Source organism: Sphingomonas sp. JC676, assembly GCF_014489075.1.
Taxonomy (GTDB): domain Bacteria; phylum Pseudomonadota; class Alphaproteobacteria; order Sphingomonadales; family Sphingomonadaceae; genus Sphingomonas.
This window is the reverse complement of record NZ_JACTGR010000006.1, coordinates 90,535-117,365: the sequence shown is the minus strand read 5'-3', so window position 1 is coordinate 117,365 and position 26,831 is coordinate 90,535. Positions and strand designations below refer to the sequence as shown.

Here is a 26,831-nt window from a genome sequence, read left to right as displayed (position 1 = left end):
GGAACACGCGCCGGCGCTAGGGACGGTCAATTTGAATCCGTTCGGCGACCTGGTCACGCTGCAGCATCTGTCTGCGCGGCTGGCCAAGTCGCTGAAGGGCGTGTTCGAGGGCGTGCTGCGCCGGGAATTGCGCTGCTGGGCCGAGCCGCTCGTCGTCCAGCGCTTCGCTGACTACAAGGCCGAGCGCGGCGACGCGCTTGCCGCCTGGCAGCCACTGGCAATGGGCACGGCCAAGGCGCGCGCGCAGATCGTGATCGACGCCAAGCCATTGCTCGAGATGCTTGACGCATTCTTCGGCGGTGACGGCGAAGCGCCGAACCCTATGCCCACCGAATTCACGCCGGCCGCCGATGCGCTGCTGGCGCGGCTGGGGGCGATGCTCGCAGTGCCGATGGAAGCCGCCTGGGAGCCGCTGACCCGCATCACCTTCCGCGCCGAAGCATCGGCCAATATCGCCGCCGCGCCCGATCTTTCGGGCGAGGATCCGGTGGTAGTGACGCGCTTCGGGCTCGCCGTGGGCGAGGGCAAGCCCCAGCATATCGACATTCTCTACCCCGTGGCGGCGCTCAAGCCGCACACCAATTCGCTGGTCGCCAAGGTGCATGGCGCCGAAGTCGAGATCGAGCCCGAATGGCGCTCGGGCCTCACCCGCGCGGTGATGGGCGTGCAGCTGTCCGTGCGCTCGGTGCTTGCCGAGCCCGTGGTGCCGCTCGCGATGCTGCTCGATCTCAAGGCGGGCGACATCATTCCGATCGATTTCGGCCCCGAGGTTCCGGTGATGGTGGCCGATCGCCGCCTGGGCACCGGCCTTGTCGGCACTGCGAACGGCCGCGCGGCCGTCCGCCTCACCCAGCTCGAACCGCTCACCGAAGAGGATTTCCGATGAACGACATGACCGGCGGCTTCCCCGTCGATTCGTCCGTGGCGGCCAATTTCCGGCTGCTCCAGGATGTCGACGTCAAGCTCACCGTCGAAATCGGTTCGACGTCGCTTACCCTCCGCGAACTGCTCGCTTTGGGCGAGACGAGCGTGATCGAGCTCGATCGCGAAGCCAATGAGCTGCTCGACGTGTTCGTCAACGGCACGCTGATCGGCCGCGGCGAAGTCGTCACGGTCGGCGAGAAGTTCGGCGTGCGGATGACCGAGCTGGTTTCTCCCGAGAAGCGGGCCGTCAAGTAATGATGTGGGCCTATATCCTGAAGCTGGTCATCCTGCTTCCGCTCGTCTGCGGGCTGCTGATCGGCTGCCTCTATGCCTGGCGCAAGCTCGAGGCCCGGCTGCCCAAGAACCAGGGCGAGAAGCTGGTCCAGGTCAAGGAGACGATGATGCTCGCCCCCGGACTGCGCCTCGCCGTAGTCGATTTCGAGGGGCGCAGGCTGCTCGTTTCAGTGAGCCGCACCGGCGTCACTCTGGTCGACAAGGCCGGCTGATGCGCGCGATGCTTGCCATTCCACGCACGCTGGGCGGGCGGGCGGCGCTCTTCATCGGGCTGCTCGCCTTCCTGGTCCTGTTCGCGGCGCCCGCCTTTGCGCAGGGCGCGCCGCTTCCTACGCCGGCGGCGACGCCGGGCGTCGGCGATGCCGTCGATCGCGCGCTGGGCGACCTTGGCGGCGGCAATGCGCCGCTCAGCCTGTCGCTCCAGGTGCTCATCATCATGGGGCTGCTCTCGGTCCTGCCGGGCATCCTGCTGATGATGACCAGCTTCACGCGGATCGTGATCGTGCTGGCTTTGCTCCGCCAGGCCTTGGGCCTGCAGCAGACCCCGCCGAATCAGGTGCTGATCGGCCTGGCGCTGTTCCTCAGCTTCTTCGTGATGGCGCCGACGATCGCGACGATGAACACCAATGCGATCCAGCCCTATGCCGCCGGCAAGATCAACGCGACCCAGATGATCGCCGGATCGGGCGAGGCGCTGCACGGCTTCATGATCAAGCAGACCCGCAACCGCGACGTGAAGATGTTCGCCGACATGGCCAAGAGCGGTCCCTATGCGAAGCCGGCCGACGTGCCCTTCTCGGTGCTGCTGCCCGCTTTCGTCACGAGCGAGCTCAAGACCGCCTTCCAGATCGGCTTCCTCATCTTCCTGCCCTTCATCGTCATCGATCTGGTCGTCGCCACCGTGCTGATGAGCCTCGGCATGATGATGATGTCGCCGACGATCATATCCTTGCCCTTCAAGCTGCTGCTCTTCGTCTTGGTCGACGGATGGGCGCTGACGATGGGTTCCCTTGCTCAGAGCTTCGCGAGTTAGCCATGGACGCAGACTATTTCCTCACCGTCGCGCGCGAGGCCATGTGGGTGCTGGCGCTCGCCGCCGCGCCGATCCTGATCCCCGCGCTGCTTTCGGGCCTCATCCTGGGCATGATCCAGGCGGCGACCTCGATTCAGGAGCAGACGCTTACCTTCGTGCCCAAGCTGATGGTGGTGGGCGTCAGCCTGGTCATCTTCGGCAGCATGATCCTGGGCCTGCTCGGCGATTTCACCACGAGCATCTTCGAACGCATCCCGGACTTGGTGCGGTGACTTCTTTCCCCCCTCCCGCTTGCGGGAGGGGTCGGGGGAGGGGCCATCCTTCTCCGGCCATCCTTCCGATAGGCTCAACCCCTCCCCTAACCCCTCCCGCAAGCGGGAGGGGAACTCGATGATGGGCTTCGGCCTCTCGATCGAGCCGCAGCTCTGGGCGCTGCTGTTCGCGATGGTGCGGATCGGCGCGGCGTTTATCGCGGCGCCGGTGTTCAGCGCGGTATCGGTGCCGCTCCCCGTGCGCATCGCGCTGTCGGGGGCGATCGGCGTACTCGTGGTCAACACCGCGCATATCGTGGCGCCGCCCGAGATCTTCTCGATCAACACCTTCCTGGCGGTCGCCGCCGAGGCGCTGATCGGGCTCGCGATCGGTTTCGTGCTCCAGATCGCCTTTTCCGCGCCGATGATCGCCAGCGAGGTGATCGGCATGGGCATGGGGCTCGGCTTCGCCAATGCCGTCGATCCCAATAGCGGGCATTCGACGCCAGCGCTCGGCCAGTTCCTGTCGCTGTTGCTGACCCTGCTCTTCCTCGCGGTCGACGGGCATCTCGTCCTCGTCGACCTGGTGGTGCGCAGCTATGAGGTGATGCCGCCCGGCGCCTGGATCGCGCCGCAGCGGCTGCTCGGCATCGCGATGTTCGGCGGTTACGCCTTCCTCGCCGGGTTGCTGCTCGCGCTGCCGGTCGGCTTTCTCTTGCTCTGCCTCAACGTCGTCGTCGGCATGCTCAGCCGTGCCGCGCCCGCGCTCAACCTGTTCGCGATCGGCATCCCCGCCAGCCTCGCCATCGGCATCGTCGCCATCCTGCTCGCGTTGCCGGCGATGGGCGACTATATGCTCGTCATCATCCGCGAGGCGCTCGCCGCCGCGCCCAGCCTGGTGTTCGGCTGATGGCGGAGACCTCGGGCGAACGGTCGGAAGCCCCAACAGCCAAGCGCAAGCGTAAGGCGGTAGAGGACGGCCAACTGCTCAAGTCGCGCGATTTCGGCGCGGCGCTGATCATTCTCGCGGGCTGCGCCTGGATGATGTTCATGGGTCCGTCGCTGCTGCGCGCCTGTCGCGACGTGATGACCGCGAGCTTTTCGTTCAGCCATGCCGATGTCGAGGATTTCGAGCCCTTTCGCCCGCTCGCTTCGGCGGGTTGGAAGCTGCTGCCCTCGCTGGGCGGGCTCTTTGCCTTCACGATGATCGCGACGATCGCTGGCCAGGCCGCACTCGGGTCATTGGGCTGGAACAACAAGCTGTTCGCGCCCAAGGCGTCGCGGATCGATCCCGGCGCCGGGCTCAAGCGGATCTTCGGTCCCACCGGATGGATCGAGCTCGGCAAGTCACTGCTCAAGGTCGTGCTGCTCGGCGTGATGGGCGGCTGGATGCTGTGGTCGATCACCGGCAAGTCGATCGGCCTCACCTCGGCGGACCTGGACGGTGCGGTCGGCTCGCTCGGCGCGCAGTTCCTGACCTTGATGTTCGTGATGGGCGCCGGGTTGCTGCTGATCGCGGGCGTCGACCTGCCGATCCAGATCTTCCGTCATTTGAGCCAGCTGCGCATGTCCAAGCAGGAAGTGAAGGAAGAGCACAAGGAAAGCGAAGGCTCGCCCGAATTGAAGGGCGCGCAGCGCCAGCGTCAGCGCGAGATATTGAAGGGGGGCTTCCGCAAGTCGGTCGCCACCGCCCATGTCGTGCTCACCAACCCGACGCATTTCGCCGTCGCCCTGCGCTACGAACAGGGACAGGACCAGGTGCCCGTCGTGGTCGCCAAGGGTCGCGGGCAGACCGCGCTCGCCATCCGCGAGCTGGCCGGCGAGTTCGAGGTTCCGATCCTCGAATATCCGAGCCTTGCCCGCGCGGTCTATTACACCAGCCGCGAGGGGCAGGAGGTGCGCGACGACCTGTATCTGGCGATCGCGACCGTCCTCGCCTTCGTTTTCGGGGTCAATGCGCGCGCCGCCGGCATCCAGCCCTTGGTCAATGTGCCCACGACCGCGCTTTTCGACGAAGAAGGCAATCAAATCGGAGCTTCGGCCTAAAGCCGCCGCGCCCGCGGCCGCTTATCGGGACAGGGGGATTCCATGACGACCACCACGCCGACCACATCATCCACTTCGTCGATCACGACCACGCTTGGCGCGGGGTCGGGCATCGACATCAAGGGGCTGGTCGATCAGCTCGTCGCTGCGCAGTACGAGAACAAGAACAACACGCTCACCGCCAAGAACGACACGCTGACCGCACAGATCTCCTCCGTTGGGCAGATCAAGAGTGCAGTCGCGGCGTTCGACAGTGCGCTCAAGTCGTTGATCAAGGGCGGATCGCTGCAGACTCAGCCGGCCAGCAGCAACACCGGCATCGTCCGCGCCTCCGCGATCGTCGGCAAGACGATCGACCAGCTGTCGGGCACCGTGGAAGTGCGCCAGCTCGCTTCCGCCCAGGTCGCCAACGCTATGCCTGTCCCCGACAAGAGCGCGGCGATCGGCACCGGCAAGCTCACGCTCACCTTCGGTACCGCCACCGTCACCGATGGCGCGATGACCGGTTTCGCCGCAGGCAGCGGCACCCCCATCGACATCGACATCACCTCGGCCAATTCGAGTCTGCAGGGCATCGCCGACGCGATTAACGCCAAAAAGGCGGGCGTCACGGCATCGATCCTGACCGACGGCGATGGTTCGCGGCTGGTGCTGAAGGGCGCGACCGGCGCTTCCCAGGCGTTCACGCTGGCCGCGACCGAGGATTCGGGGGCGCCCGGCCTGGCGGCGCTCAATATCGGCGTCGGCGCGGCCGGCACGACGATCGGCACGACCGCGCAGGACGCGATCGTCGCGGTCGACGGCCTTGCGTTGAAGCGTCCCACCAACTCGATCGACGATCTGATCCCGGGCGTGAAGCTCGATCTCGTCTCGGCATCGCCGGGCACGAAGGTGTCGCTCGGTGCCATCGCGCCGACCGATTCGCTCAGCCAGGCGGTAGGCGATTTCGTCGACGCCTATAACCAGCTCTACGCCATGCTGCAGACTGCGACCGATTCGGTGACCGGTCCGCTCAAGACCGACAGCGCCGCCAAGGCGCTGATGCGCTCGATGAGCCAGCTTACCGTCAAGGACATGACGCCCGGCGCGGCCAACTCCGAGCCGCACACGCTCGCCGCGCTCGGCGTGGCGACCAATCGTGACGGCTCGCTCAAGATCGATGCGACTCAGCTCACCAAGGCGCTGGTCGAGCATCCGGCTGCGGTGGAGGCAATGTTCAAGGACGGCGCGGGCGTGTCGGCCGCGCTCGCCGGGATCGCTACCGCGGCGGCGAGCAGCACTTATGGCCTGGGTGCCAGCGAAGACCGTTACGAGAAGGCGCAGGCGGAGATTGCCGACGACCAGCAGGCCGCGCTTGCCGCCGCGGACGATACCCGCACTCGCATGACGCGCCAGTTCGCGAGCATGGACGCCATCGTCGCGAGCTACAAATCGACGCAGACCTTCCTGCAGCAGCAGGTCGATGCGTGGAACAACAGCAACAACTGATGGCACGCTATACAACGGCACTCGCCGCCGACCCCGCGGCGACCTATCGTCAGATCGACGTCGTCGGCCGCACCGCCGACGCTGATCCGCACCGGCTGGTCGCCTTGCTCTATGAAGAGGGCGTGGGCGCGCTTCGCGCCGCGGCCTGGGCGGCCGAGAACGGCAAGCCCGCGGTTAAGAGCGAGCGCATCGCCCGGGCGACCGCGGTGATGTTCGCGCTCGAAGCCGGGCTGGATTTCGCCAAGGGCGGCGAAGTCTCCAAGATTCTCGCCACCTTCTATCATGGGCTACGCAATCAAGTGGTGCAGGCGAGCCTGGGCAACAACCCAAAGCCGTTCCGCGACGCCGCGGCGAGCCTCGAGGAAATCGCCGGCGCCTGGTCAAGGGTCCGCGCCTGATCTGGCGCGCGCTGGCGCTTTGGGCTAGCGGCCTCTTATGAGCGCACCCCATATCGTTGCCCTGGGCGGAACGCTGCGGGCCCAATCGGCCACCGGCAAATTGTTGGCGGCTGCTTTGGCCATGGCCGAGGCGCGGGGCGCACGCACGACCTTGCTGACCGGCGATGCCATCGCCTTCCCCCACTATGAACCCGGCAATGCCGATGGGAACGAGGCGATCGCCCGCTACCTGGAGGCGTTGCGCAGCGCCGACGCGATCATCGTCGGCTCGCCCGGCTATCACGGAACCTTGTCCGGACTGGTCAAGACCGCGCTCGATTATGTCGAGCTGCTGCGCGGCGACGAACGTGTGTATTTCGACGGGCTTCCTGTCGGCCTGATCGCCACTGCGGCGGGTTGGCAGGCGGCGGTCTCGACGCTCCAGGCGCTGCGCACGATCACGCATTCGCTGCGCGGCTGGCCGACGCCGATGGGGCTGGCGATCAACACCGCCGAGCCCGGTGACGTCATCGTGGCGTGCGACGGCGCGATGCGGGTCATGGTCGACCAGATCTTCGACTTTCTCGGCAGCTAACAAGCGGTTTCCGCCGCCTTTACCCTTTGCTCAGGGCTTGGGGCTTAAGCCGGGTGCCTGGACGCCTGGGGACCGGAGGCAATGGAGCACGCTGCTGGTGGTGAGATGATGGGTACGCGCCGCCGCGCCGTGCCTGTGATACTGGCCGTCGACGATTGCCGATCGACCCTGAATTCGCTTGCCCATCGGCTGGGCCATCTCGGCCATCTCGTGGTGCTCAGCGATCGCGGCGCCGAGGCGCTCGATCTGATCGCCGGACGCGGCTTCGACCTGGTGCTGCTCGATACGCGCCTTCCCGACATGTCCGGTATGCACGTACTCCGCGAGATCCGCGGTTCGCGCGAGACCGCCGACCTGCCCGTCATCATGCTCACCGATCGCGAGAACGGCGCCGGGGCCGAGGCCTTGGCCGCGGGCGCCGATGATTATTGCGTCAAGCCGTTCGATTTCGAGATCCTCTCGGCCCGTGTCGAGCGCACGCTGGCGCGCGCCGGACGGATCGAAGAACTCAAGCGTTCGAACCTCGCGCTCGATGCGCGGATCGCCGCGCGCGCGATCGAGCTGGGCGAGGTCCGCGGCGAACTCGCCGCCACGCGCGCCGATCGCACCCGACTCGCGGCATCGATCCGCGCGCTCCACGACGAACTGGGCCGAAGCCAAGCCGCCTGAAAACGGACGCTAGCGCTCGAACCAGTGACGGCGGATGAAATAGGCCGCGATCGCCACCGCAAGCACTACGCATATCGCGACGACGGCGCCGAACGCCCAGGTTTCGTGCGCATAGGGAATGCCGGCGACATTCATGCCGAGTAGGCCGGTGATGAAAGTCAGCGGCAGGAACACCATCGCCACGATGGCGATGATCAGCGAGCGCTGGTCGATCTGCTCGGCACGGAGGTCGGTCAGCGTCTCGTGCGTCAGCGCGGCGCGCTCGCGGATGCTTTCCAGTTCCTCGGCCATGCGCGCGGCGCGATCGGCGGCGGCGGCGAGATGGAGCCGGTCGTCGTCGCGCAACCACTCGCCGGGCAGGTTCGCAAGCTTTTCGAGCGCGGTGCGCTGCGGCACCAGGAACCGCCGATAGCCTATCGCCTGAACGCGCACGCTATTGACCATCCGGCGCAGCTCGAACGCGTGGTGGGTGGTAATCTGCTCTTCGCAATCGTCGAGCGAATCGCCAAGCTCGGCGACTTCGGGATCGAGTTCCTCGGTAATCGTCTGCGCGATCGCGGCGATCAGATCGCCCGGATCGAGGATCTTGCCGCCTTCGATCTGCTCCCGGACCGGCCCGAGCGCGTTGAGCGGCTTTCGCGTGACCGAGAACACGTAGCCGCCCAGCGCATACATGCGGATCGACGCAAGCGGATCGGATGCCACCAGCTTTTCCGACGACAGGCCGCGCAGGTTGATGACGGCGCCTTCGCCCACCGCGTCGCAACGCGGGCGCGTCTCGGCCGCGGTCAGGGCATCGATGATATATTGCGAGAGCTTGGCCTCGCCGCTCAACCAGGCCTGGGCGCGCTCGTCATTGGTGCTCAGATGGATCCAGGTGAGCCCGGCGTCCTGGTTGCCCAGGGCAGCCTTGAGGATCGGCTTCTCGACCTTCCCGTCGCGCACCACATAAGCGAAGCCGCTCAACGCGCCATCTCCACCAGGATCGAAAGCCCAGCACCGGGATCGGTGGGCTGTTCGCTGCAGCGGATGCGCGGCGCATCGGCGCGCGCGCGGTTCAGGATCGCTTCTGGCACGTCGCCAAGATGGAAGACCCGATCGGCCTGCGCAAGGAGGCGTGCCTGGCGCAATGTCAGATCGTCGGGATCCGGAGACGGCAGCAGCAGATGGACCAGCGCCTGCGGCGGCGCGTCGCCGCTAGAAGCGATCCAATCGCCGACCTCCCCCGTGCGCCTTTCGGCAAGAGGATCCAGCGGACCGGCGAGTCCCACGCCCAGCATGCGTCGTCTCTCCGCCGGGTCGGGCCAGCGCGCGCGAAGCGCCGCCTTATGGCTCTCCAGGTCGAGGGCGAGCGGGCCCAGGCCTTGGGGCAGGACCGTTTCCAGCCGCTGGCGCAGTGCCGCCGCGAACCCGGCCGAAGCGCCGCCGGTGCCGACCGCAACGACCACGGGGTCGCGATCGATGATCGCCGGGAGCGTGAAGTCGCACAGATCAGGCCGGTCGGCGGCGTTGACCAGCACGCCGCGCGCTCGAAGCCGGGCCACGGTCTCTTCGGGTTCGTCGAGTGCCACGATCGCCAGCGCCGCTTCGGCTTCTTCGCCGACGATCATGGCGCCGGCGCGCTCCAGCAGCCGGCGCTTGGCCTCAGCTGCCTCGCCCTTGCCGATCAGGATCACCGGCCGCCCTGCCAGCCGCACGAAGATCGGCAGGGCGGGCAGGCTCATTTCAGCCAGTCCGGCACATGTTCCTCGGCCATGATCTGCTCGGCGGGGATACGCTTGGCGACGATCTCGAACCGGTCGTCGGACACCAAGACCTCGGGCACCAGTGGGCGGCTGTTATAGGTGCTCGCCATCGTCGCGCCATAAGCGCCGGCGGTCTGGAGCACGGCGAGATCGCCCTTTTGCATCGCGTCGATCTCGCGGCCCTTCAGGAACACGTCGCTGCTCTCGCACACCGGTCCGGCGACATTGGCGACCATCGTCTCGCCCGTCGGCTTCACCGCCGCGAAGCCGTGATAGGCATCATACATCGCAACGCGCACCAGGTCGTTCATCGCGGCATCGACCACTACCCAGGGATGGGTGACGCCGGGCTTCACCCACAGCACTTCGGTCACCAGCACGCCGGCATCGCCCGCAATCACCCGGCCAGGCTCGAACATCAGCTCGACATCCCAGTCCTTCGTCACGCGCGCGACCATCTCGCCGAACGCGGCGGGGGTCGGCGGCGTCTCGCCGGGGCGATAGGCGACGCCCAGGCCGCCGCCCAGATCGACATGGGTGACGGTGTGACCCGCGGTGCGGAGCTCCTCGACCAGATGCCCGATGCGCTCGAACGCGGCTTCCAGCGGCGCGAGGCCCAGCAGCTGACTGCCGATATGGACCGCGACACCATGCAGGTTCAGCCCTTCGAGGCGGGCGAGGCGATCGAAGATCGCCGGCGCCTCGCTGATCGGCAGGCCGAACTTGTTCTCCGCCTTGCCGGTCGAGATCTTGGCATGCGTGCCGGCGTCGACATCGGGATTGACGCGCAGCGCTGCGCGCACGCTCAAGCCCCGGGCCGCAGCCAGTTCGGCCAGCACCACGCCCTCTTCCTCGAGCTCGAGATTGAACTGGCCGATCCCGGCTTCGAGGCCCTGGATCAGTTCGGCGCGCGACTTGCCGACACCCGAGAAGACGATGTCCCTGGCCGGGATGCCCGCCGCAAGCGCGCGCGCCATCTCGCCGCCGGAGACGACGTCGGCGCCAAAGCCCTCATTGGCGAGCAGGCGCAGCACCGCGAGATTGGGATTGGCCTTGATCGCGAACGCCAGGTGGACGCGGCCCAACCGCGCGACGCCGTCGCGAAACGCACGGGCGTTCTCGCGCAGCCGCGCTGCGGAGTAGGCATAGACCGGCGTGCCGACGGCTTCGGCGATCGCGGAAATCGCTACGTTCTCGACGTGCATCTCGCCGCCGATCAATTCGAAATGGGTCATGGTGCTCGGAATCAGTGGGGAGGGGGCAGGTCGTATTCGTCGGTGCGGCGTTTGTCCGAACTTTCGATCAGGTCGTCGCTGCGCGCCGGTCGCGTCTGTGGGGGCGGCTTGAGCAAATCGCCAGGCCCGGGTGTCGATTTCGCGCCATAGGGCGTCGCGGGGGGCGCCTCGCCCTGCGGCAGCTTGAGATCGCCGCGCGCGCCGCATCCGCCCAGGATCAGGAGCAGGGCCGCTGCCGACAACAATCGCTTCATCGCCCAATCTCCTCGTGGCGCGCGCGCGCCGCAGCGATCGCCTCGCGCACCCGGACCGGCGACGTGCCGCCAAAACTGGTGCGGCTCGATACCGATGCGTCGACGCTCAGAACGCCATATACGCGTTCGTCGATCCGCGCGTCGATTTCCTTCAATGCATCGATCGATAACTGATCGAGCCGGATTCCATCCGCTTCGGCCCTGGCGACGGCGCGGCCGGTGATGTGGTGTGCCTCGCGGAACGGGATGCCGGCCTCGCGCACCAGCCAGTCGGCCAGATCGGTCGCGGTCGAGAAGCCGGCTTCGGCGGCGGCGCGCATCCGGTCGGTGCGGAAGGTCGCGCTCTCGATCATGCCGGTCATCGCCGCGATGCTAAGGCCGAGCAGGTCGTGCGCCTCGAACACCGGCGGCTTGTCGTCCTGCATGTCCTTTGAATAAGCGAGCGGCAGGCCCTTCATCGTGATCATCAGGCTCACCAGGCTGCCGACGATCCGTCCCGAATGGCCGCGCACCAGTTCGGCGGCGTCGGGGTTGCGCTTCTGCGGCATGATCGAGCTCCCGGTCGACCATTGATCGCTCAGGGAGACGAAGCCGAAGGGCTGGCTCGCCCAGATCACGAACTCCTCGGCTAGCCGGCTCAGATGCAAGCTGCACTGCGCGGCGGCGGTGAGATATTCGATCGCGAAATCGCGGTCGGAGACCGAATCGAGCGAATTGCGCGTCGGGCCGTCGAAACCGAGCGCGGAGGCGGTCGATTCGCGATCGATCGGAAAGCCCGTGCCCGCCAGCGCGGCCGAACCCAGAGGACACAGGTTCATCCGCGCGCGGGCGTCGGTCAGGCGCGAACGATCGCGCGCGATCATCTCATAATAGGCCATCAGATGATGCCCCAGCGTCACCGGCTGCGCGGCCTGCAGATGGGTGAAGCCCGGCATCACGCTTGCGGCATGTTCCTCGGCGCGGGCGAGCAAAGCGTCCTGCAGCACGGCGAGCGCACGGTCGGCCTCGTCGGTCGAATCGCGCACCCATAGGCGGAAGTCGGTCGCTACCTGATCGTTGCGCGAACGGGCGGTGTGCAGTCGTCCCGCCGTTGCGCCGATCTTGTCGGCCAGCCGGCTCTCGGCGAGCATGTGGATGTCCTCGAGCGCGAGATCGACCGGCACGCCGTCCGCATCGAAATCGGCGGCGACGAGTTCGATTCCCGTGCCGAGCGCAGCTGCGTCCTCGGGCGTGACGATGCCCTGTGCGCCCAGCATCGCGGCATGCGCCTGGGAGCCGCGCAGATCCTGTCGCCACATTCGCTTGTCGAAGGGGATCGAGGCGTTTATCTCGCGCATCACCGCAGACGGGCCTTCGGCGAAGCGCCCACCCCACATGGCATTGGAGCTGTCCTTGCGCTCGGCGATCGGTTTTCTCCTTCTGGGCGCGCTGGCAATCGGCGGCTGCGATAGGCAATCGCAGGCCCCTCAGCAAGCAAACGAAACTACGGCAGCGGCAAATGCGTCCGTTGGGTCCGAACCCGAATATGGCGGCACGCTCGATCGCACCCACAAGGGCGAGGCCGCTCCCGCGACCGAATTCACCGATCCGAGCGGCAAGAAGGTTTCGATCGCCAGCTTCAAGGGCAAGCCGGTGCTGCTCAATCTATGGGCGACCTGGTGCATCCCCTGCATCAAAGAGATGCCGACGCTCGATACGCTCGCCGGCGCCAACGGCGATTCGCTGCAAATCCTTACTGTCAGCCAGGATCTGAAGGGCAAGGAATCGGTCGACCCGTTCTTCACCAAGGCGGGCTACAAGCATCTGAAGCCCTATCTAGACACCGAGGCCGCGCTCAGCACCGGCATGGGCGCCAATCTGCCGACGACGATCCTCTACGATTCGGCCGGCAGGGAAGTCTGGCGGATGTCGGGCGACTATGACTGGTCGGGAGAGAAGGCCGCCGCGCTGATCGCCGAGGCGAAATGAGCGCGGGGAAAGCCTGGATGCCCCGTGAGGATTCGAACCTCAATTGACGGAGTCAGAGTCCGTAGTCTTACCTTTAGACGACGGGGCAACAGGCGGGTGCGTCTAAGCGGCGGAAATCCTCGGGTCAAGCTCCTCCGCAAGCCGCTGCGCGACATTCGCTTTGCCGCACATGCCGCATAATAGACGAATCGGGCGGATCATCGCTCCGATCGGCCAAAGAAATCCCATTTGTCGGCGGCCGGGGCGCCGCCTTGCCCCATGGAACCCCCTGCGCTAGCTTTGCGTCCAAGCACCGGCGGCCCGTATCGGCCGTGACGGAACAGAACATAAGCGAGTGAAACCATGGGGGATGGCTCCGCCAGAATGCCCCGCGGCCGGAATGCAGGCTCCGCCCGCCCCGTTAGTCCCTCCCTGCCACCCGAAAGACCGGTGCGCGCGCGCTGGCCCGAATCGCGTCATTATGCCGCGCTCGATCTGGGTACCAACAATTGCCGGTTGCTCATCGCGCGGCCGCAGGGTTCGGGCTTCACCGTGATCGACGCTTTTTCGAGGATCGTCCGGCTGGGCGAGGGGCTCGCCACCACCGGGCGCCTGTCCGACGCTGCGATCGAGCGCACGCTCGCGGCGCTGCGCATCTGCGCGGAGAAGCTCAAGCGCCGCAACGTCTCGCTCGCGCGTTCGGTGGCGACCGAAGCCTGCCGCCAGGCGTCCAACGGCGCGGAATTCATCGAGCGCGTTTATCATGAGACCGGCATCGCGCTCGACATCATCACCGCCGAGGAAGAGGCGCGGCTGGCCGTGCTCGGCTGCCACGCGCTGCTCGAGCCGGGTGACGGGCCTGCGCTCGTCTTCGACATCGGAGGCGGATCGACCGAGCTGGTGCTGGTCGATTCGCATGTTCCCGTGCCGCGCATCCTCGACTGGCACAGCGCGCCCTGGGGCGTGGTCTCGCTGACCGAGGCGACCGCGGCGGCGGGGCAGGACCCGGAAGCGCGCGCGGCCGTCTATGCCGATATGCGCGCGCGCGTGCAGGCGAGCTTCGCACCCTTTGTCGCCCGGCTGCGGCCGCCGACCGGCACGCCGCGCCTGCTGGGCACCAGCGGCACCGTCACCACGCTCGCCAGCGTCCATCTGGGACTACCCGCTTATGACCGCTCCGTTGTCGACGGCCTTATCGTTCCCGCCGCCGCGATGCGCGACGTCAGCCGCCGGCTCGCCGGCATGAGCATGGGCGAACGCTCGCAGGTGCCCTGCATCGGCAGCGAGCGCGCCGATCTGGTGGTGGCGGGCTGCGCGATCCTCGAATCGATCCTCGACCTGTGGCCGGCCGAGCGGCTCGGCATCGCCGATCGCGGCATCCGCGAGGGGATATTGCGGCGATTGATGAGCGGGGCCGGGCTGTGAGCCGTGGCGGCGGGCGCGGTCATACGCGCGTAAAGACCTCGCGCGGGCGGACGCCGCAATCCAACCGCTGGCTCGAGCGCCAGCTCAACGATCCCTATGTGAAAAAGGCCAAGGCCGAGGGCTATCGCAGCCGCGCCGCCTACAAGATCATCGAGCTCGATGAGAAGTTCGGCTTTCTCAAGGGCTCGAAGCGCGTCCTCGATCTTGGCCTCGCGCCGGGCGGCTGGACCCAGGTCGTGCGTCGGCGTCTGCCCAATGCGGCCGTTGTCGGCATCGATCTACTGCCGGTCGATCCGATCGATGGGGCGATCATCCTGCAGATGGACTTCATGGACGATGCCGCCCCAGAGCGGCTGATCGAGGAGCTTGGCGGCGCGCCCGACCTGATCGTGTCGGACATGGCGGCCAACACCGTCGGCCATCCGCAGACCGACGCGCTTCGGACCATGGGGCTGGTCGAGGCCGCGCTGGAGTTCGCGATCCAGGTGCTCGAGCCGGGCGGTGCTTTCGTGTCGAAGGTGTTCGCCGGCGGTGCCGATTCGCAGCTCGTCGCCGAGATGAAGCGCAATTTCACGACGGTGAAGCACGCCAAGCCCCCGTCGAGCCGCAAAGGATCGGTCGAATGGTTCGTTGTGGCGCAGGGTTTCAAGGGACGGTCCGAACCCGAGCCCGAATGAAAACGGCCCCGGATCGCTCCGGGGCCGTTTTCGAATTCAGTCTGTCGGACGATCAGCCGTCGTAATCGCCGCCCAGATTCTGGTTGCGCGGCGGCGCGGCGGCGGTGAGGCGTAGCGCCTCTGCCGATGCGGCCAGCGAGCCGACCTCGTCCGGTGCTTCCTCGTCGTCGACCTGGACGCGCTGGAGGCTGGAGACCACCGCTTCCTCGAGGTGCGTCGGGCGCACGGTCTCTTCTGCGATCTCGCGCAGCGCGACGACCGGGTTCTTGTCGCGGTCGCGATCGATGGTCAGCTCGGCGCCGCCCGAGATCTGCCGCGCGCGTTGGGCGGCGAACAGCACCAGGTCAAAACGGTTGGGAACCTTGTCGACGCAATCCTCGACTGTGACGCGCGCCATATACGCTTCCTTGGAATAACGGTGTCCGGGAGAGGGGCGGCACTTAAGGACGGCGCGTGCCAATGTCAAGAAAATCGGCCCCGGGCAGCGATGCGCGCGCCGTTGAACCAGTGCCGCGCTCGCTCGTTGCCCGTCGTTCCAGTTCCGTTACAGCCGGAGTCGCAATGCGCATGCTTCCCGACATCGAGACCCCGGCGCTTGCAGTGGCGGCGCGCGACCTGCATCTGAACGGAATGAAGCCCCTGTCCCAGCCCAGCTTTCCGGTGGAGGGCAACCAGCTTACCTTGCTCCCCGACGGGCCAGAGCGGATGACCAAGCTGCTCGAGCTGATCGGCTCGGCCCGGCAAAGCCTGCGCGTTCTCTATTATATCTATGTCGACGATGCCGCTGGAACCGCGGTGCGCGACGCGCTGATCGAGGCGGCCGGGCGGGGCGTCACGGTAAGCCTCATCGTCGACGGGCTGGGCAGCGAACATGCCCAGAGCCACCATTTCTTCGATCCGCTGCACGCGGCCGGCATCCATGTCTGCCGCTTCGTGCCGCGCTGGGGGCGGCGCTATCTGCTGCGCAACCACCAGAAGCTCGCATTGGCCGATGAGGCGCGGGTGATCATCGGCGGCTTCAACGTCGAGGACAGCTATTTCGGCACTGCGCAGGAGGGCGCGTGGCGAGACCTCGGCTTGCTGGTCGAGGGGCCGGCGGCGACGCGGCTCGTCGGTTACTTCGATGCGCTGGCGCGCTGGGCGCAGCATCCGCGCTCGTCGCTTCGATCGCTGGCGCGCCTGCTCCGGGCGTGGAGCGAACCCGAAGGTGCGGCGCGCTGGCTGCTTGGCGGCCCGATGCGGCGGCTCTCGCCCTGGGCCCGCATGGTCAAGCGCGACATGGAGTGCGCGCGCACGATCGACCTGATCGCCGCCTATTTCGCGCCCAACCCGGCGATGCTGCGCCGGCTCGACAAAGCGGGCAAACGCGGCCGGGTGCGCTTGGTGCTTCCCTCCAAGCTCGATCACGGTGCGGCGATCTGGGCGGCGCGATTCACTTATGCCGGGCTGCTGCGCAAGAACGTCCAGATCTACGAATATCAGCCGACCAAGCTGCACACGAAGCTCTTCGTCATCGATGATGTGGTCCATATCGGTTCGGCCAATTTCGACATCCGCAGCATGTTCCTCAATCTCGAGCTGATGCTGCGGATCGAGGATCCGGTGTTCGCCGCCTATGTCCGCACCTATGTCGAAGGCGAGATTGCCCAGTCCGAGCGGATCACGTCCGAACTCTACAAGGCGCGTACCGGGCCCTGGACGCGGTTCAAGCAGCTCGCCGCTTATTTCGTGATGGCGGTGCTCGACTATAACGTCACCCGGCGGCTCAATTTCGGCCGGCGCCGCTGATCCCTGCTACCCGATCGGAGCCGCGTGCTCCGCCTCGGTGGCGATCTGGCGCAGTGCCTGCTCGAACGCTTCGGACGGCTGGCCGCCCATGATCAGGTACTGCCCATCGATGATCACCGCCGGCACGGCATTGATGCCGCGTGACTGCCAGAGCTGCTCGGCGCTGCGCACCTCGTCCGCATAGCGGCCGCTCGTCAGCACCTCGCGTGCGGCCGCGCCGTCCAGACCAACCTTTTCGGCCGCCGCTACCAGCACGTCGTGATCGGAAGGATTCTCGCCAAGGGTGAAATAGGCTTCGAACAGCGCGTGCTTCAGCGCGGGCTGCCGGCCTTCGATCTCGGCCCAGTGGAGCAGCCGGTGCGCATCGAAGGTGTTGTAGATGCGGCTCTGGTCGGATGTCGCCATGGTGAAGCCGAGCTGCGCCGCGCGGTCATGGATCATCTTGCGGTTCTCCGCCGATCGCTCGGGTGTCGCGCCGTATTTCTGCGCTACATGCTCGACGATGTTCTGCCCCTCGGGCGGCATGTGCGGGTTGAGCTCGAACGGCTGGAAGCTGATATGCGCGTCGACCACGTCGCCGGTGCGCGCCAGCGCTTCCTCGAGCGCGCGCAATCCGATGATGCACCAGGGGCACGACACATCGGATACGAAATCGATCTTCATCGGCCGGGCCATGCGCAGTTCCTTTTCCAGCAGCTCGCACCCGATATTAGGATTGCGCCGTCGAATTGCATCGGCTGAATCGATCCGCATGGTCCTGATCACGGACGCAACACAGTGTTGCACGGCGTCACGCTGGCCGTCGCCCGAATCCATGGCAATAGAGCCTATGCGCGCCGAGGTGGCCGTGCGGAACCGGGCCGATTCTCCTTGTCGTGGATGCAGACCTATTCGCCACTGGCTTCGCCGATCGCATCCGTCGCGATATCGGCGTTGCCCATCCTGGCGCTGCTCGCCGCGATCGCCGTGTTTCGTATCCGTGCGCATCTCGCCGCCCTGCTCGGGCTCGGCATCGCGCTGGCGGTCGCGGTCTTCGCTTATGGCATGCCGGTCAAGCTCGCGGCAGGCGCCGCGGTGCTGGGCGCGGGATATGGCCTGCTGCCGATCGGCTGGCTCGTGCTCAACGTGCTGTTCCTCTACCGGCTGACCGTGCAGCACGGCCTGTTCCAGCGATTGCAGGAACAGGTGGGGGGAATCACCCCCGATAGACGGCTGCAACTGCTGCTGATCGCCTTCTGCTTCGGCGCCTTTTTCGAAGGCTGTGCCGGGTTCGGCGCGCCGGTCGCGATCACTGCGGCGATGCTGGTGGGGCTAGGCTTCGCGCCCGTGGGCGCCTCGCGGCTCGCGCTGATCGCCAATACCGCGCCGGTGGCGTTCGGGTCGCTCGGTACGCCGATCCTCGCGCTCTCCGCCGCTAGTGGGCTGCCGCTGATGCAGTTGAGCATGATGGTCGGCCGCCAGCTTCCCTTCTTCTCGCTGCTCGTCCCGTTCTGGCTGGTCATGGCCTTTGCCGGGTTCCGGGGCATGCGCGAAGTATGGCCGGCGATCCTGGTCGCAGGGCTGGCATTTGCCATTCCGCAATTCCTGGTCTCGAACTTCCACGGCCCGTGGCTGGTCGACGTCGCCAGCTCGCTTGCGTCGATCGGCTGCCTTGCATTGTTCCTGCGGCGCTGGCAGCCGGCGCGCATCTGGAGCGCGGTGGAGGGGCGTGACGGCGGCGAGCCGGTCGAGCATGTCGCGGTGCGGATCGACTGGCGCGCCTGGATGCCCTGGCTGGTGCTGAGCCTCGGCGTGTTCCTGTGGGGCCTGCCGGCCACCAAGGCATTTCTCGACGGGCTGTTCGCGCTGAAGCTTCCGGTGCCCTGGCTCGATGGGCTCGTCCTGCGCGTCCCGCCCGTGGTCGCAGCGCCGCGCGCCGAGCCGGCGGTGTACGTCTTCAACATCCTATCCGCGACCGGCACCGGCATCCTCGTCTCGGCGATCGTCGCGGGCTGGGCGATGGGGGCGCGCGCGAGAGAGATGGCGACGACCTGGCTCGCGACTTTGCGCCTCGCGCTGCTGCCGCTGCTGACGATCGCCTCGATGCTCGCGTTGGGCTACGTCACCCGCTATTCGGGCATGGACAGCGTGATCGGCCTGTCGCTCGCCCAGTCCGGCTTCCTCTATCCCTTTTTCGGGACCATGCTCGGCTGGCTGGGCGTCGCCGCGACGGGCTCCGACACGGCATCGAACGCGCTGTTCGGCGGGCTTCAGCGCACTACGGCCGAGCAGCTCGGGATCAGCCCGGTACTGATGGCGGCGGCAAACAGCTCCGGCGGGGTGATGGGCAAGATGGCGGATGCGCAGAGCATCGTCGTCGCTGCCACCGCCACCGGGATACGCGGCCGCGAGGCCGAGATATTGCGATATGTGCTGTTCCACAGCGTGGCGCTCGCGGCGCTGGTGGGACTGTTGGTGATGGGCCAGGCCTATGTCTGGCCGTTTACGACTATGGTGGTGAAATGAGGCAGAGTGCGCCCGGCGGGGCGATTGCGACAAGTGCGCCGCCGGCGCCGCGGCAGATGCTGACGGCGTTGTTCGAGAATGCGATCGCAGCGATTTCGGCGCGGCACGCGATGCCGCCACTGCCCCCGCTGCCGCTGCCCGGGCGAACGCTGGTGATCGCGATCGGCAAGGCGGCGGCGGAAATGGCCGCGGTTGCGCAAGAGCGGTTGACCGGCCCGGTGTCCGGGCTGGTGATCACGCGCGCCGGGCATGGCATCGATGGTGGCCGGCTCGATTCGATTTTCCGCTATGTCGAGGCGGGCCATCCGGTGCCCGACAGTGCGAGCATGGCCGCGGCCGAGGACGCGCTGGCGATGGCGCGCGGGTTAGGCGCCGGCGACCGGTTGCTGATGCTCGTATCGGGCGGCGGCTCCGCGCTGATGGCGTTGCCGGTTGCGGGCGTGACGCTGGCCGACAAGCAGGCGATTACCGGCATGCTGCTCCGCTCGGGTGCGATGATCTCGGAGATCAACTGCGTGCGGAAGCATCTGTCGCGGGTGAAAGGCGGCCGGCTCGCGGTCGCTGCCGCGCCGGCGAGTGTGCGCACCTTGGTGATTTCCGACGTTCCCGGCGACGATCCCTCGTTCGTCGCGAGCGGGCCGACGGTGGCTGATCCGTCGACACTGGCCGAGGCGCGCGACATATTGCGCCGCTATGCGATCGAGGCGCCGACCGCGGTATGGCGCGCGCTCGAGGATCCCGCCAATGAGACGCCGCCGCCCGATACGCTCGGTCTCGCAGGCAGCGACATCGCCGTGATCGCCCGTGCCCGCGACGCGCTGGCGGCGAGCGCACGGCTGGCGGAGAGCTTCGGCTACCGCGTCACCGATCTCGGCGACCGGCTCCAGGCCGAGGCGCGCCATCTCGGCGCGGGCCATGCCGGCCTCGCGCGGCGGCTGGCGGCGGATGGAATACGGCGGGTGATCCTGTCGGGTGGTGAGACGACGGTGCGCGTCAACAACGCCGCCGGACGCGGCGGGCGCAACCTCGAATATCTGCTGGGGTTGGCGATCGCGCTGGCTGGCGCGCCAGGTATCCATGCGATCGCATGCGACACCGACGGCATCGACGGGACCGAGGACGATGCGGGCGCGATCATCGGCCCGGATACGCTCGCCCGCGCTGCCGCTCTGGGCCTCGACCCGGCGGCGGCGCTGGCGAACAACGAGAGCTACGCGTTCTTCGCGGCGCTGGGCGACCTGGTGGTGACCGGGCCGACCCGCACCAACGTCAACGACTTCCGGGCGATCCTGATCGAGGGTTCAGGCTGATCGGCGTGGCGACCATCTCGCGGGTCTTGCGCTCGATCGACCAGAGCGTGGCGGGTTCGAAGGGATCCCAGTCGATCGCCTGGCCGTTCGTGGGGATCGGATAGGTCGCGACGAGCTCGAGCACATTGCCTTTGGCAGGAACGCGCAGCGCATAGAGTTCGGGCCGGTCGTGCCCGGTCACATAGAGCAGGTCGCCCTTCCAGCTCCCGCCCGAGCAGCTCTTCGGCGCGAAGCGCTCGAGCACGGCCTCGGGGAAAGTGAAGCGGCGCTTCTCGTGGAACTTGCCGTCGAGCTCGACCAGCAATGTCGCGCGATGGTCGCGGCCGGGGGCACCGCCGCGATCGTCATAATTGGCGAACACTGCCCACCAGCTCAAGCCGTGCCGGGTGAGCACGGTGAGCGATCCGGGGAAGGCACCCAGGGGAACGGTGCGCATGTGGCGGAGCGTATCGGCGTCGAAGAATTCGACCATCGAATGCTGCGGCACGTCGGGATAGTTGGAAGCGGCGCATGCGAGCTCGCGCCCGATCAGGCTGCAGCTGTTCATGTGCTTGAAGTGCGCGGGATCGCCTTCCCAGTGGAGCACGCGCTTGCCGGTGCGCTTGTCGTACTTGCCGATCTCGTGGTTCGAGATCGCATAGATGAAATGCAGCCCGGCGGCGACGCCCTGATTGGCCTCGCTCGCCGGGATGCGATGGGGAGCTGCTTGCGGCGCGAACGCCGCAAGCAGCAGAGGGATGGCAATCCGCATCAGAATTTCGCCGACACGCCCGCATAGAAGGTGCGGCCATAGCGCTCGTTCTGGATGAGCCAGTCGGTATTGTTCGACTGGTACTGGCGGGTCGGCTCGTCGGTCAGGTTCTGGGCCTCGAAGAACAGCCGGGCGCCCGGCAGGATCTTGAAGCTCGCCTTGGCGTCGAGACGGCGCAGGTCGTTGTTGAACTGGTCCTGGATGCCCGAGTCGAGCAGGCCCGCCGAGATCAGCTGTTTGCCGGTGTTGTGATAGGCGACCGAGGCCTCGACCCGGCCCTTCTGGTAGAAGAGCTTGGCGCCGTAGAGATAGTCCGACTGGCCGGGGAAGGTGCCCTTGGGCCCGTTCGGGATGTCGAGGTTCGATTCGGTCAAGGTAGCGTTGAGCGAGATGCCGAAGCCCGAAAGCAGGCCGGGCAGGAAATCGAACTGCTGCTGATACTGCGCCTCGATGCCCAGGATCTTGCCCTTGTCGGCGTTCAGCGGCTGCGAGAAGCTCGCGGTCTCATAAGGCTGGCCGTTGAAGGTCGTGTTGAACAGTGTGTAGGACTGGGTGAAGATCGGGTTCTTGATGAACTTGGCGAAGGCGCCGAAGCTCAGCAGGCCGCCCTTGGCGAAATACCATTCGGCGGTCGCGTCGAAATTGTCCGAACGGAACGGCTTGAGATCCGGATTGCCGAAGGAGACGCTGACGACCTGCAGGCCCGGCTGGGTGCCGTCGTCAACCGTGATCTCGCCGCCCGGGGAGAGGCTCGCATATTCCGGCCGGCCGATGCTGCGCGAATAAGCGAGGCGCATCACCATCTGCGACGAAGGCTCGATGCGCACGATCAGCGTCGGCAGGAAGTCGTTGTAATCGCTGTTGCGCGTCGCCGGGAGGATCGTCGTGCCGTCCTGCAGCTGGTTGCCGGTGATGTGCAGGCTGGTGTGCTCGAAGCGTACGCCCGGCGTCACCGTGACCATGCCGAGCTTGATGTTCGCCATCGCATAGGCGGCGGCCACGTCTTCGGTGAGATCGAAGTCGTTGAGCGTCGCGTTGGCGATCGAGGTGGGGGTGTCCTTCACGAAGAAAGCGCCGCCGATATTCTGCGCGGTGAAGTCCTTCAGCGCCGAGATGTTGAAGGTCGGGCCGTTGACGAAACCGCGGCTCGGATCGTCATTGTCCGGGTGGACGACGACGGCAGGGCCGTCGAGGCCGAACTGGCCCATGGTGAAGCGCGTGGCGTTGCTGCCGCCGCGTGCCCAGGTATCCTCGCTCGAGTCGAAATCGCGGTCGCTGGTGCGATACTTCACGCCCGCCTTGAGGAAGCTGTCGCCGCCCAGGTCGTAGGTGGCGTCGAAGCGGCCCTGCCAGATGCCTTCGGTGCCCGCCTCGTGATGGAAGAGGTACGAGCGGAACTGCATCTGGTTCGCCGTGCACTCGGTGCGCGGCGTGGCGCTGTAAATCGTGTGCGAGAAATCGAAGTCGACCGTGCCGGGATTGCAGCGGAACTGCCAGGTCGGGAAGCGATCGAGCACCTCGTTGTGGCTGCGCGCGCCCATATATTCGAGCTTGAGCCGGTCGAGCTCGGTCGAGCCGCCGACGATGCCGGTGAGCACCGTCTTGACCTTATAGTCGAGCCGCAGGTCCTCGCGGCGCTCCGGACCCGAGCCCGAGCCTACGCCGTTGGCGGGCGTCGGCGTGCCGGTGACAAAACCGGTCTCGCCATCCGGGTTCAGGTGGAAATTGGGATTGTTGACCTCCGGGTCGGTCAGCGTGTCGCCGACCAGTGCCTGGGTCGCGAAATCGAGGCGGTAGCGCGCGCGGATCTCGTTCTCGATGAACTTCGAATAGAGGCCGCGGACATAGAAGGTCTGGTGGTCGTTCGGATGCCAGTCGAAGGCGCCGGTCGCGCCGACGCGCTTACGGTCGAGCGAATATTCGGTGTATTTGATATTGGTCGGTGCGCCGCCGCGGGCGAAGCCGTCCACCGCACGCCAATCGTCGGGATAGAAGCCCTCGGACACGAAATCGCGGTTCGAATAGCTGACGCCCAGCACGACGCCGAACTGCTCGTCGGCGCCGAAGCGGCCGGCGATGCTGGCGTCGCCGCGTACCGGGACCTTCTTGTTCAGTTCCTGATAGCCCGCCTGCGCATTCACCGAGACGTTGAACGCGTCCCTATAGTCGAACGCGGTCTGGGTGACGAGGTTGAGCGTGCCGCCGATGCCCTGGCCGTCCATGTCGGCGGTCTTCACCTTGGCGATCTCGACGCGGTTGAGCAGTTGGCCCGAGACGACGTCGAGTGGTAGCGCGCGCGTATTGCCGTCCGGGTTGCCGATCTCGAGGCCGTCCAGCGTATAGCCGTTGAGCGCGGAGGGAACGCCGCGGACGGAGACATAGCGGCCTTCGCCCTGGTCATAGGCGACGCCGACGCCCGGAAGATGCTCGACCACTTCGGCGACGTTGCGATCGGGCAGCTGGCCGATCTCGTCCGACGCGGCAACGTCGAGCACGCCGATCGCGTCGCGCTTGATCTCGATCGAGCGCTCCTGCTGGGCGCGCTGGCCGGTGACGATGATCGCGTCTTCGGATTCGGTGGTATTCGCCGTGTCCTGCGCGAATGCGGTGTACGGGATGCAGCAGAGCACTGCCGCGCCAACAAGATATTTGTGCTTCATCTGGACCCACCCTTTGATTGTGCCTGGTCCGGCGCGGGGTGTTCCCCGCCCCCCGGTCGAGGCCCCACTGGGTGCGGCTGATGTTGCTTTTGTGACTCCACCGCGTCGCGGAATCGCAACATTGTGTTGCCATGGACGGGACGCCGCGCGCGGGGGTCCCTAACATGCTCGAACTCAACGATCTGCTGACCTTCACCAAGATCGTCGAGATGGAAAATCTCACCAAGGCGGGGCGCGCGCTGGGCGTTCCGAAGTCGACGGTCAGCCGGCGGATGACCCGGCTGGAAGAGCATCTCGGCACCCAGCTTGTACGGCGCAGCACGCACCAGGTGGTGCTGACCGACCAGGGCGCATTGTTCTACGAATATTGCCAGCGCTGCCTGGGACTGCTGCGCGACGGCGAGCGCGCGATCCAGAACCAGCACCTCAATCCGCAAGGGCTGCTCCGCATCGTCGTGCCGCATGAGCTCGATCGCTCGGTGCTCGGCCCGCTGATGCGCGATTATCTCGAAACCTATCCCGATGTGCGGCTGGTGAGCGTGGTCGCGAGCGAACAGGTGGCGCTGCTCCGCGACGGGTTCGACGTCGCGATCGTCGCCGGCGAACTGCCCGATGCCGGCTCTTCGTTCCTCGCCACCAAGCTCGGCGAGGCCGAATACGGCATCTACACCGCGCCCAGCTATGTCGAGCGCAAGGGCATGCCGCAGAGCCATGTCGATCTCGCGCGGTTCGACCTGCTTGCCTGGGGCGAGACCGATATGCGCGGGCTGTGGCGGCTGCGCAGCGAGGCCGGCGAAGTCGCGGTCGAGTTCAAGCCCCGTCTGGTCTGCAACGATCTGATGCTTCTGCGCCAGTCAGTGCTCTCGGGGCTCGGTATCGCCGCGCTGCCCGCATTCATCTGCAAGCATGATCTCGCCAGCGGGCGCATCCTCGAAGTGCTGCCGGGCTGGCATGCGCCGCCGACGCAATTCTATGCGGTATTCCCGCACCAGCATGGGATTCCGCCGCATGTCCGGGCGCTGATCAACTATCTGGTCGAACGGCTGCGACCGACCTTTTCCTGGGACGTGCGACCCTCGGCCGGAATGCATGATCCGGTCTCGGGCGAGACGCGCGTGGCCGGGCGTGAGCCGGAATTCACCTGAAAGATCGGAGTTTCCTGCAAGGGAACACAGTGTTGCGGCAATGCCTCGCCGCTGGTCTTCAATCGGCAATCTCCCCGGCCTAGCCGCTCGCACGACTCGAACCGGAGACGCGGAATGACCGACCCTCGCCTGCACCTCACGCGCCGTGCGCTCGTTGCCGGCGGCATGGCCGCGGGATCGGCGGCTTTGCTGGGGATCGGTGCGCGCGCGGTGACGTTGCCGGCGGGCTATCCGTTCACCCTCGGCGTGACGTCGGGCGATCCTTCGAGCGACGGCATGGTGCTGTGGACGCGGCTCGCGCCGAAACCGCTCGAGGGCGATGGCGGCATGCCCGCGCGGCGCATCCCAGTGCGCTGGGAAATCGCCAGCGATCCGGATTTCCGCAAGCGCGTCGCCACGGGCAATGCCATGGCCGATCCCGAATGGGGCCATTCGGTGCATGTCGAGGTCGCCGGGCTGCAGCCCGACCGTGTCTATTGGTATCGCTTCCTCGCGCTCGGCGAAGCGAGCCCTGTCGGCCGCACGCGCACCGCGCCGCTGCCGGGCGCGCCGGTCGCCAGGCTGCGCTTCGCTTTCGGCTCGTGCCAGAAATATGAGGCGGGCCGCTATGCCGCGCATGCCCATATCGCGGCGTCCGAGCCCGATCTGATCCTGTTCCTCGGCGACTATATCTATGAGGGTGATCCGTCCTCCAAGGCGATCCGCCCGCACCTCAATCCGCAGCCCTTCGATGTCGCCGGTTATCGCGTCCGCTATGCGACCTACCGGCTCGACCCGCAGCTCCAGGCGAGCCATGCCGCCGCGCCCTGGGCGGTGATCTGGGACGATCACGAAGTCGCCAACGACTATGCCAACGCCACCGACCAGCATAACGGCGATCCCGTGGCGTTCCTCCGGCGTCGCGCGGCGGCCTACAAGGCCTATTGGGAGCATATGCCGCTGCGCCGCGCCGCGCGTCCCGATGGGCCAGCGCTCAAGCTCTACCGCACGCTTCAATGGGGCGATCTCGCCACCTTCCAGCTGGTCGACGACCGGCAATATCGCTCGTCGCGCCCCTGCCAGCCGCCCGAGCTGGCGCTGGAGCACAAGGATTATGCCTCCAACCTGCCGACCTGCCCCGAGCGCGAGGATCCCGCCCGCTCGATCCTCGGCATGCCGCAGGAGCAATGGCTGCACCAGGCTTTCTCGGCCTCGCGCTCGAAATGGAACCTGCTCGCGCAGCAGACGCTGATGAGCCCTTATCCCCGGCTCGATCCCAAGGCGCCCGATGCGCCGCCGCGCCTCTATGGCTTTGACGGCTGGGAAGGCTATCCGGCGACCCGCGAGCGAATCCTGCGGCATTGGCGGGATGCGAAGATCGCCAATCCAATGGTGTTGAGCGGCGACATCCACGCCTTCGTCGCCGCCGACATGCCCGATCCCGATCGGCCCGACGCGGCCCCGGTCGCGTGCGAATTCGTCGGCGGATCGCTGACGTCGCACGGCGACGACGCCAAGCTCAAGGCCAACACCGCACACAACCCCCGCTATCGCTTCACCGATGGCGCGGCGCGCGGCTATGCCAGCGTCGAGCTCGATCATGAAGCGGCGCGCGTCATCTTCCAGACCACGGCGGACGTGACCAGGGCCGATTCCCCCGTCACGCCGCTCGCGCGCTTCCGGGTCGGCGCGGGGGACAAGCGCCTCGAGGTGCTGGACTGATCAGCCGATCG

Annotated in this window: 28 protein-coding genes and 1 tRNA gene; 19 read left to right on the top strand and 10 right to left on the bottom strand. The window is 66.8% G+C overall.

Annotated elements, in window-relative coordinates:
* Nucleotides 1-31: 31 nt before the first annotated feature.
* The 11 genes from IAG41_RS18970 to IAG41_RS18920 all read left to right on the top strand — a co-directional run bounded on the left by IAG41_RS18970 (nucleotide 32) and on the right by IAG41_RS18920 (nucleotide 7,677).
* On the top strand, nucleotides 32-886 hold the full coding sequence (locus IAG41_RS18970; RefSeq protein WP_262408770.1) for a FliM/FliN family flagellar motor switch protein: 855 nt from the start codon (nucleotides 32-34) through the stop codon (nucleotides 884-886).
* The gene (fliN, locus tag IAG41_RS18965) at nucleotides 883-1,179 is read left to right on the top strand and encodes a flagellar motor switch protein FliN (RefSeq protein WP_187730241.1); all 297 of its coding nucleotides are present in this window, start codon (nucleotides 883-885) and stop codon (nucleotides 1,177-1,179) included. Before IAG41_RS18970 ends, fliN begins: the two co-directional genes overlap by 4 nt.
* A complete protein-coding gene (locus tag IAG41_RS18960; protein WP_187730240.1) occupies nucleotides 1,179-1,430 on the top strand; it encodes a flagellar biosynthetic protein FliO in 252 nt (83 codons plus the stop codon). The genes fliN and IAG41_RS18960 overlap by 1 nt, the downstream gene beginning before the upstream one ends.
* Complete coding sequence (gene fliP, locus IAG41_RS18955) at nucleotides 1,430-2,251, top strand: flagellar type III secretion system pore protein FliP (protein ID WP_187730239.1); 822 nt, start codon at nucleotides 1,430-1,432, stop codon at nucleotides 2,249-2,251. The genes IAG41_RS18960 and fliP overlap by 1 nt, the downstream gene beginning before the upstream one ends.
* Before the next feature lie 2 nt (nucleotides 2,252-2,253).
* Nucleotides 2,254-2,523: a flagellar biosynthesis protein FliQ gene (gene fliQ / locus IAG41_RS18950; protein WP_187730238.1), complete on the top strand. Its 270-nt coding sequence runs from the start codon at nucleotides 2,254-2,256 to the stop codon at nucleotides 2,521-2,523.
* A gap of 118 nt (nucleotides 2,524-2,641) precedes the next feature.
* Nucleotides 2,642-3,412 (top strand): flagellar biosynthetic protein FliR, encoded by a 771-nt coding sequence (fliR, locus tag IAG41_RS18945; protein ID WP_187730237.1) that lies wholly within the window; start codon nucleotides 2,642-2,644, stop codon nucleotides 3,410-3,412.
* On the top strand, nucleotides 3,412-4,548 hold the full coding sequence (gene flhB / locus IAG41_RS18940; RefSeq protein WP_187730236.1) for a flagellar type III secretion system protein FlhB: 1,137 nt from the start codon (nucleotides 3,412-3,414) through the stop codon (nucleotides 4,546-4,548). The genes fliR and flhB overlap by 1 nt, the downstream gene beginning before the upstream one ends.
* A 42-nt stretch (nucleotides 4,549-4,590) precedes the next feature.
* Nucleotides 4,591-6,036: a flagellar filament capping protein FliD gene (fliD, locus tag IAG41_RS18935; protein WP_187730235.1), complete on the top strand. Its 1,446-nt coding sequence runs from the start codon at nucleotides 4,591-4,593 to the stop codon at nucleotides 6,034-6,036.
* Complete coding sequence (gene fliS / locus IAG41_RS18930) at nucleotides 6,036-6,434, top strand: flagellar export chaperone FliS (RefSeq protein ID WP_187730234.1); 399 nt, start codon at nucleotides 6,036-6,038, stop codon at nucleotides 6,432-6,434. Before fliD ends, fliS begins: the two co-directional genes overlap by 1 nt.
* A 37-nt stretch (nucleotides 6,435-6,471) precedes the next feature.
* Complete coding sequence (locus IAG41_RS18925; protein ID WP_187730233.1) at nucleotides 6,472-7,008, top strand: NADPH-dependent FMN reductase; 537 nt, start codon at nucleotides 6,472-6,474, stop codon at nucleotides 7,006-7,008.
* Between the two features lie 81 nt (nucleotides 7,009-7,089).
* Nucleotides 7,090-7,677, top strand: coding sequence for a two-component system response regulator (locus IAG41_RS18920; RefSeq protein ID WP_262408769.1), 588 nt, complete (start codon nucleotides 7,090-7,092; stop codon nucleotides 7,675-7,677).
* A 9-nt stretch (nucleotides 7,678-7,686) separates the two neighbouring features.
* Here IAG41_RS18920 and IAG41_RS18915 read toward each other — a convergent pair whose 3' ends face one another.
* The 5 genes from IAG41_RS18915 to argH are packed head-to-tail and all read right to left on the bottom strand — an operon-like array spanning nucleotide 7,687 to nucleotide 12,287.
* Complete coding sequence (locus tag IAG41_RS18915; protein WP_187730232.1) at nucleotides 7,687-8,643, bottom strand: zinc transporter ZntB; 957 nt, start codon at nucleotides 8,641-8,643, stop codon at nucleotides 7,687-7,689.
* The gene (locus IAG41_RS18910; RefSeq protein ID WP_187730231.1) at nucleotides 8,640-9,401 is read right to left on the bottom strand and encodes a bifunctional precorrin-2 dehydrogenase/sirohydrochlorin ferrochelatase; all 762 of its coding nucleotides are present in this window, start codon (nucleotides 9,399-9,401) and stop codon (nucleotides 8,640-8,642) included. The genes IAG41_RS18915 and IAG41_RS18910 overlap by 4 nt, the downstream gene beginning before the upstream one ends.
* Entirely contained in the window at nucleotides 9,398-10,657 is a 1,260-nt protein-coding gene (gene lysA, locus IAG41_RS18905) for a diaminopimelate decarboxylase (RefSeq protein ID WP_187730230.1), read from the bottom strand. The genes IAG41_RS18910 and lysA overlap by 4 nt, the downstream gene beginning before the upstream one ends.
* Before the next feature lie 11 nt (nucleotides 10,658-10,668).
* Nucleotides 10,669-10,911, bottom strand: a complete 243-nt coding sequence (locus IAG41_RS18900) for a hypothetical protein (RefSeq protein WP_187730229.1) — start codon at nucleotides 10,909-10,911, stop codon at nucleotides 10,669-10,671.
* Entirely contained in the window at nucleotides 10,908-12,287 is a 1,380-nt protein-coding gene (argH, locus tag IAG41_RS18895) for an argininosuccinate lyase (RefSeq protein ID WP_187730228.1), read from the bottom strand. Before argH ends, IAG41_RS18900 begins: the two co-directional genes overlap by 4 nt.
* Before the next feature lie 16 nt (nucleotides 12,288-12,303).
* Here argH and IAG41_RS18890 point away from each other — a divergent pair, with 16 nt between their 5' ends.
* Nucleotides 12,304-12,879: a TlpA disulfide reductase family protein gene (locus IAG41_RS18890; protein WP_316251187.1), complete on the top strand. Its 576-nt coding sequence runs from the start codon at nucleotides 12,304-12,306 to the stop codon at nucleotides 12,877-12,879.
* Nucleotides 12,880-12,893: 14 nt separating this feature from the next.
* Here the strand turns inward: IAG41_RS18890 and IAG41_RS18885 are convergent.
* Nucleotides 12,894-12,967, bottom strand: a tRNA-Gln gene (locus tag IAG41_RS18885).
* A 254-nt stretch (nucleotides 12,968-13,221) separates the two neighbouring features.
* Here IAG41_RS18885 and IAG41_RS18880 point away from each other — a divergent pair.
* Entirely contained in the window at nucleotides 13,222-14,283 is a 1,062-nt protein-coding gene (locus IAG41_RS18880) for a Ppx/GppA phosphatase family protein (protein WP_187730226.1), read from the top strand.
* Entirely contained in the window at nucleotides 14,280-14,960 is a 681-nt protein-coding gene (locus IAG41_RS18875; RefSeq protein ID WP_187730225.1) for an RlmE family RNA methyltransferase, read from the top strand. The genes IAG41_RS18880 and IAG41_RS18875 overlap by 4 nt, the downstream gene beginning before the upstream one ends.
* Before the next feature lie 52 nt (nucleotides 14,961-15,012).
* On the opposite strand, the gene rpoZ is transcribed toward IAG41_RS18875, so the two are convergent.
* Nucleotides 15,013-15,357, bottom strand: coding sequence for a DNA-directed RNA polymerase subunit omega (gene rpoZ, locus IAG41_RS18870; RefSeq protein ID WP_187730224.1), 345 nt, complete (start codon nucleotides 15,355-15,357; stop codon nucleotides 15,013-15,015).
* A gap of 233 nt (nucleotides 15,358-15,590) precedes the next feature.
* Between rpoZ and IAG41_RS18865 the strand changes: the two genes are divergently transcribed.
* Entirely contained in the window at nucleotides 15,591-16,748 is a 1,158-nt protein-coding gene (locus IAG41_RS18865; RefSeq protein ID WP_187730501.1) for a phospholipase D-like domain-containing protein, read from the top strand.
* 6 nt (nucleotides 16,749-16,754) lie between these two features.
* On the opposite strand, the gene IAG41_RS18860 is transcribed toward IAG41_RS18865, so the two are convergent.
* A complete protein-coding gene (locus tag IAG41_RS18860) occupies nucleotides 16,755-17,423 on the bottom strand; it encodes a DsbA family oxidoreductase (protein WP_187730223.1) in 669 nt (222 codons plus the stop codon).
* Nucleotides 17,424-17,627: 204 nt separating this feature from the next.
* Here IAG41_RS18860 and IAG41_RS18855 point away from each other — a divergent pair, with 204 nt between their 5' ends.
* Together IAG41_RS18855 and IAG41_RS18850 are read left to right on the top strand one after the other, a co-directional pair.
* A complete protein-coding gene (locus IAG41_RS18855) occupies nucleotides 17,628-19,253 on the top strand; it encodes an L-lactate permease (protein WP_187730500.1) in 1,626 nt (541 codons plus the stop codon).
* 56 nt (nucleotides 19,254-19,309) lie between these two features.
* Nucleotides 19,310-20,563 carry a glycerate kinase gene (locus tag IAG41_RS18850; RefSeq protein WP_262408767.1) on the top strand — a complete coding sequence of 418 codons (1,254 nt, stop codon included), beginning with the start codon at nucleotides 19,310-19,312 and terminating at the stop codon, nucleotides 20,561-20,563.
* Here the strand turns inward: IAG41_RS18850 and IAG41_RS18845 are convergent.
* Both IAG41_RS18845 and IAG41_RS18840 read right to left on the bottom strand, forming a co-directional pair.
* Nucleotides 20,523-21,314, bottom strand: coding sequence for a hypothetical protein (locus IAG41_RS18845; protein ID WP_187730221.1), 792 nt, complete (start codon nucleotides 21,312-21,314; stop codon nucleotides 20,523-20,525). The two genes, IAG41_RS18850 and IAG41_RS18845, sit on opposite strands and share 41 nt — an antisense overlap.
* Nucleotides 21,314-23,974: a TonB-dependent receptor gene (locus IAG41_RS18840; protein WP_187730220.1), complete on the bottom strand. Its 2,661-nt coding sequence runs from the start codon at nucleotides 23,972-23,974 to the stop codon at nucleotides 21,314-21,316. Before IAG41_RS18840 ends, IAG41_RS18845 begins: the two co-directional genes overlap by 1 nt.
* A gap of 164 nt (nucleotides 23,975-24,138) precedes the next feature.
* Between IAG41_RS18840 and IAG41_RS18835 the strand changes: the two genes are divergently transcribed.
* Both IAG41_RS18835 and IAG41_RS18830 read left to right on the top strand, forming a co-directional pair.
* Nucleotides 24,139-25,119, top strand: a complete 981-nt coding sequence (locus tag IAG41_RS18835; protein ID WP_187730219.1) for a LysR family transcriptional regulator — start codon at nucleotides 24,139-24,141, stop codon at nucleotides 25,117-25,119.
* A 114-nt stretch (nucleotides 25,120-25,233) separates the two neighbouring features.
* The gene (locus IAG41_RS18830) at nucleotides 25,234-26,820 is read left to right on the top strand and encodes an alkaline phosphatase D family protein (RefSeq protein ID WP_187730218.1); all 1,587 of its coding nucleotides are present in this window, start codon (nucleotides 25,234-25,236) and stop codon (nucleotides 26,818-26,820) included.
* Nucleotides 26,821-26,831: the final 11 nt, after the last annotated feature.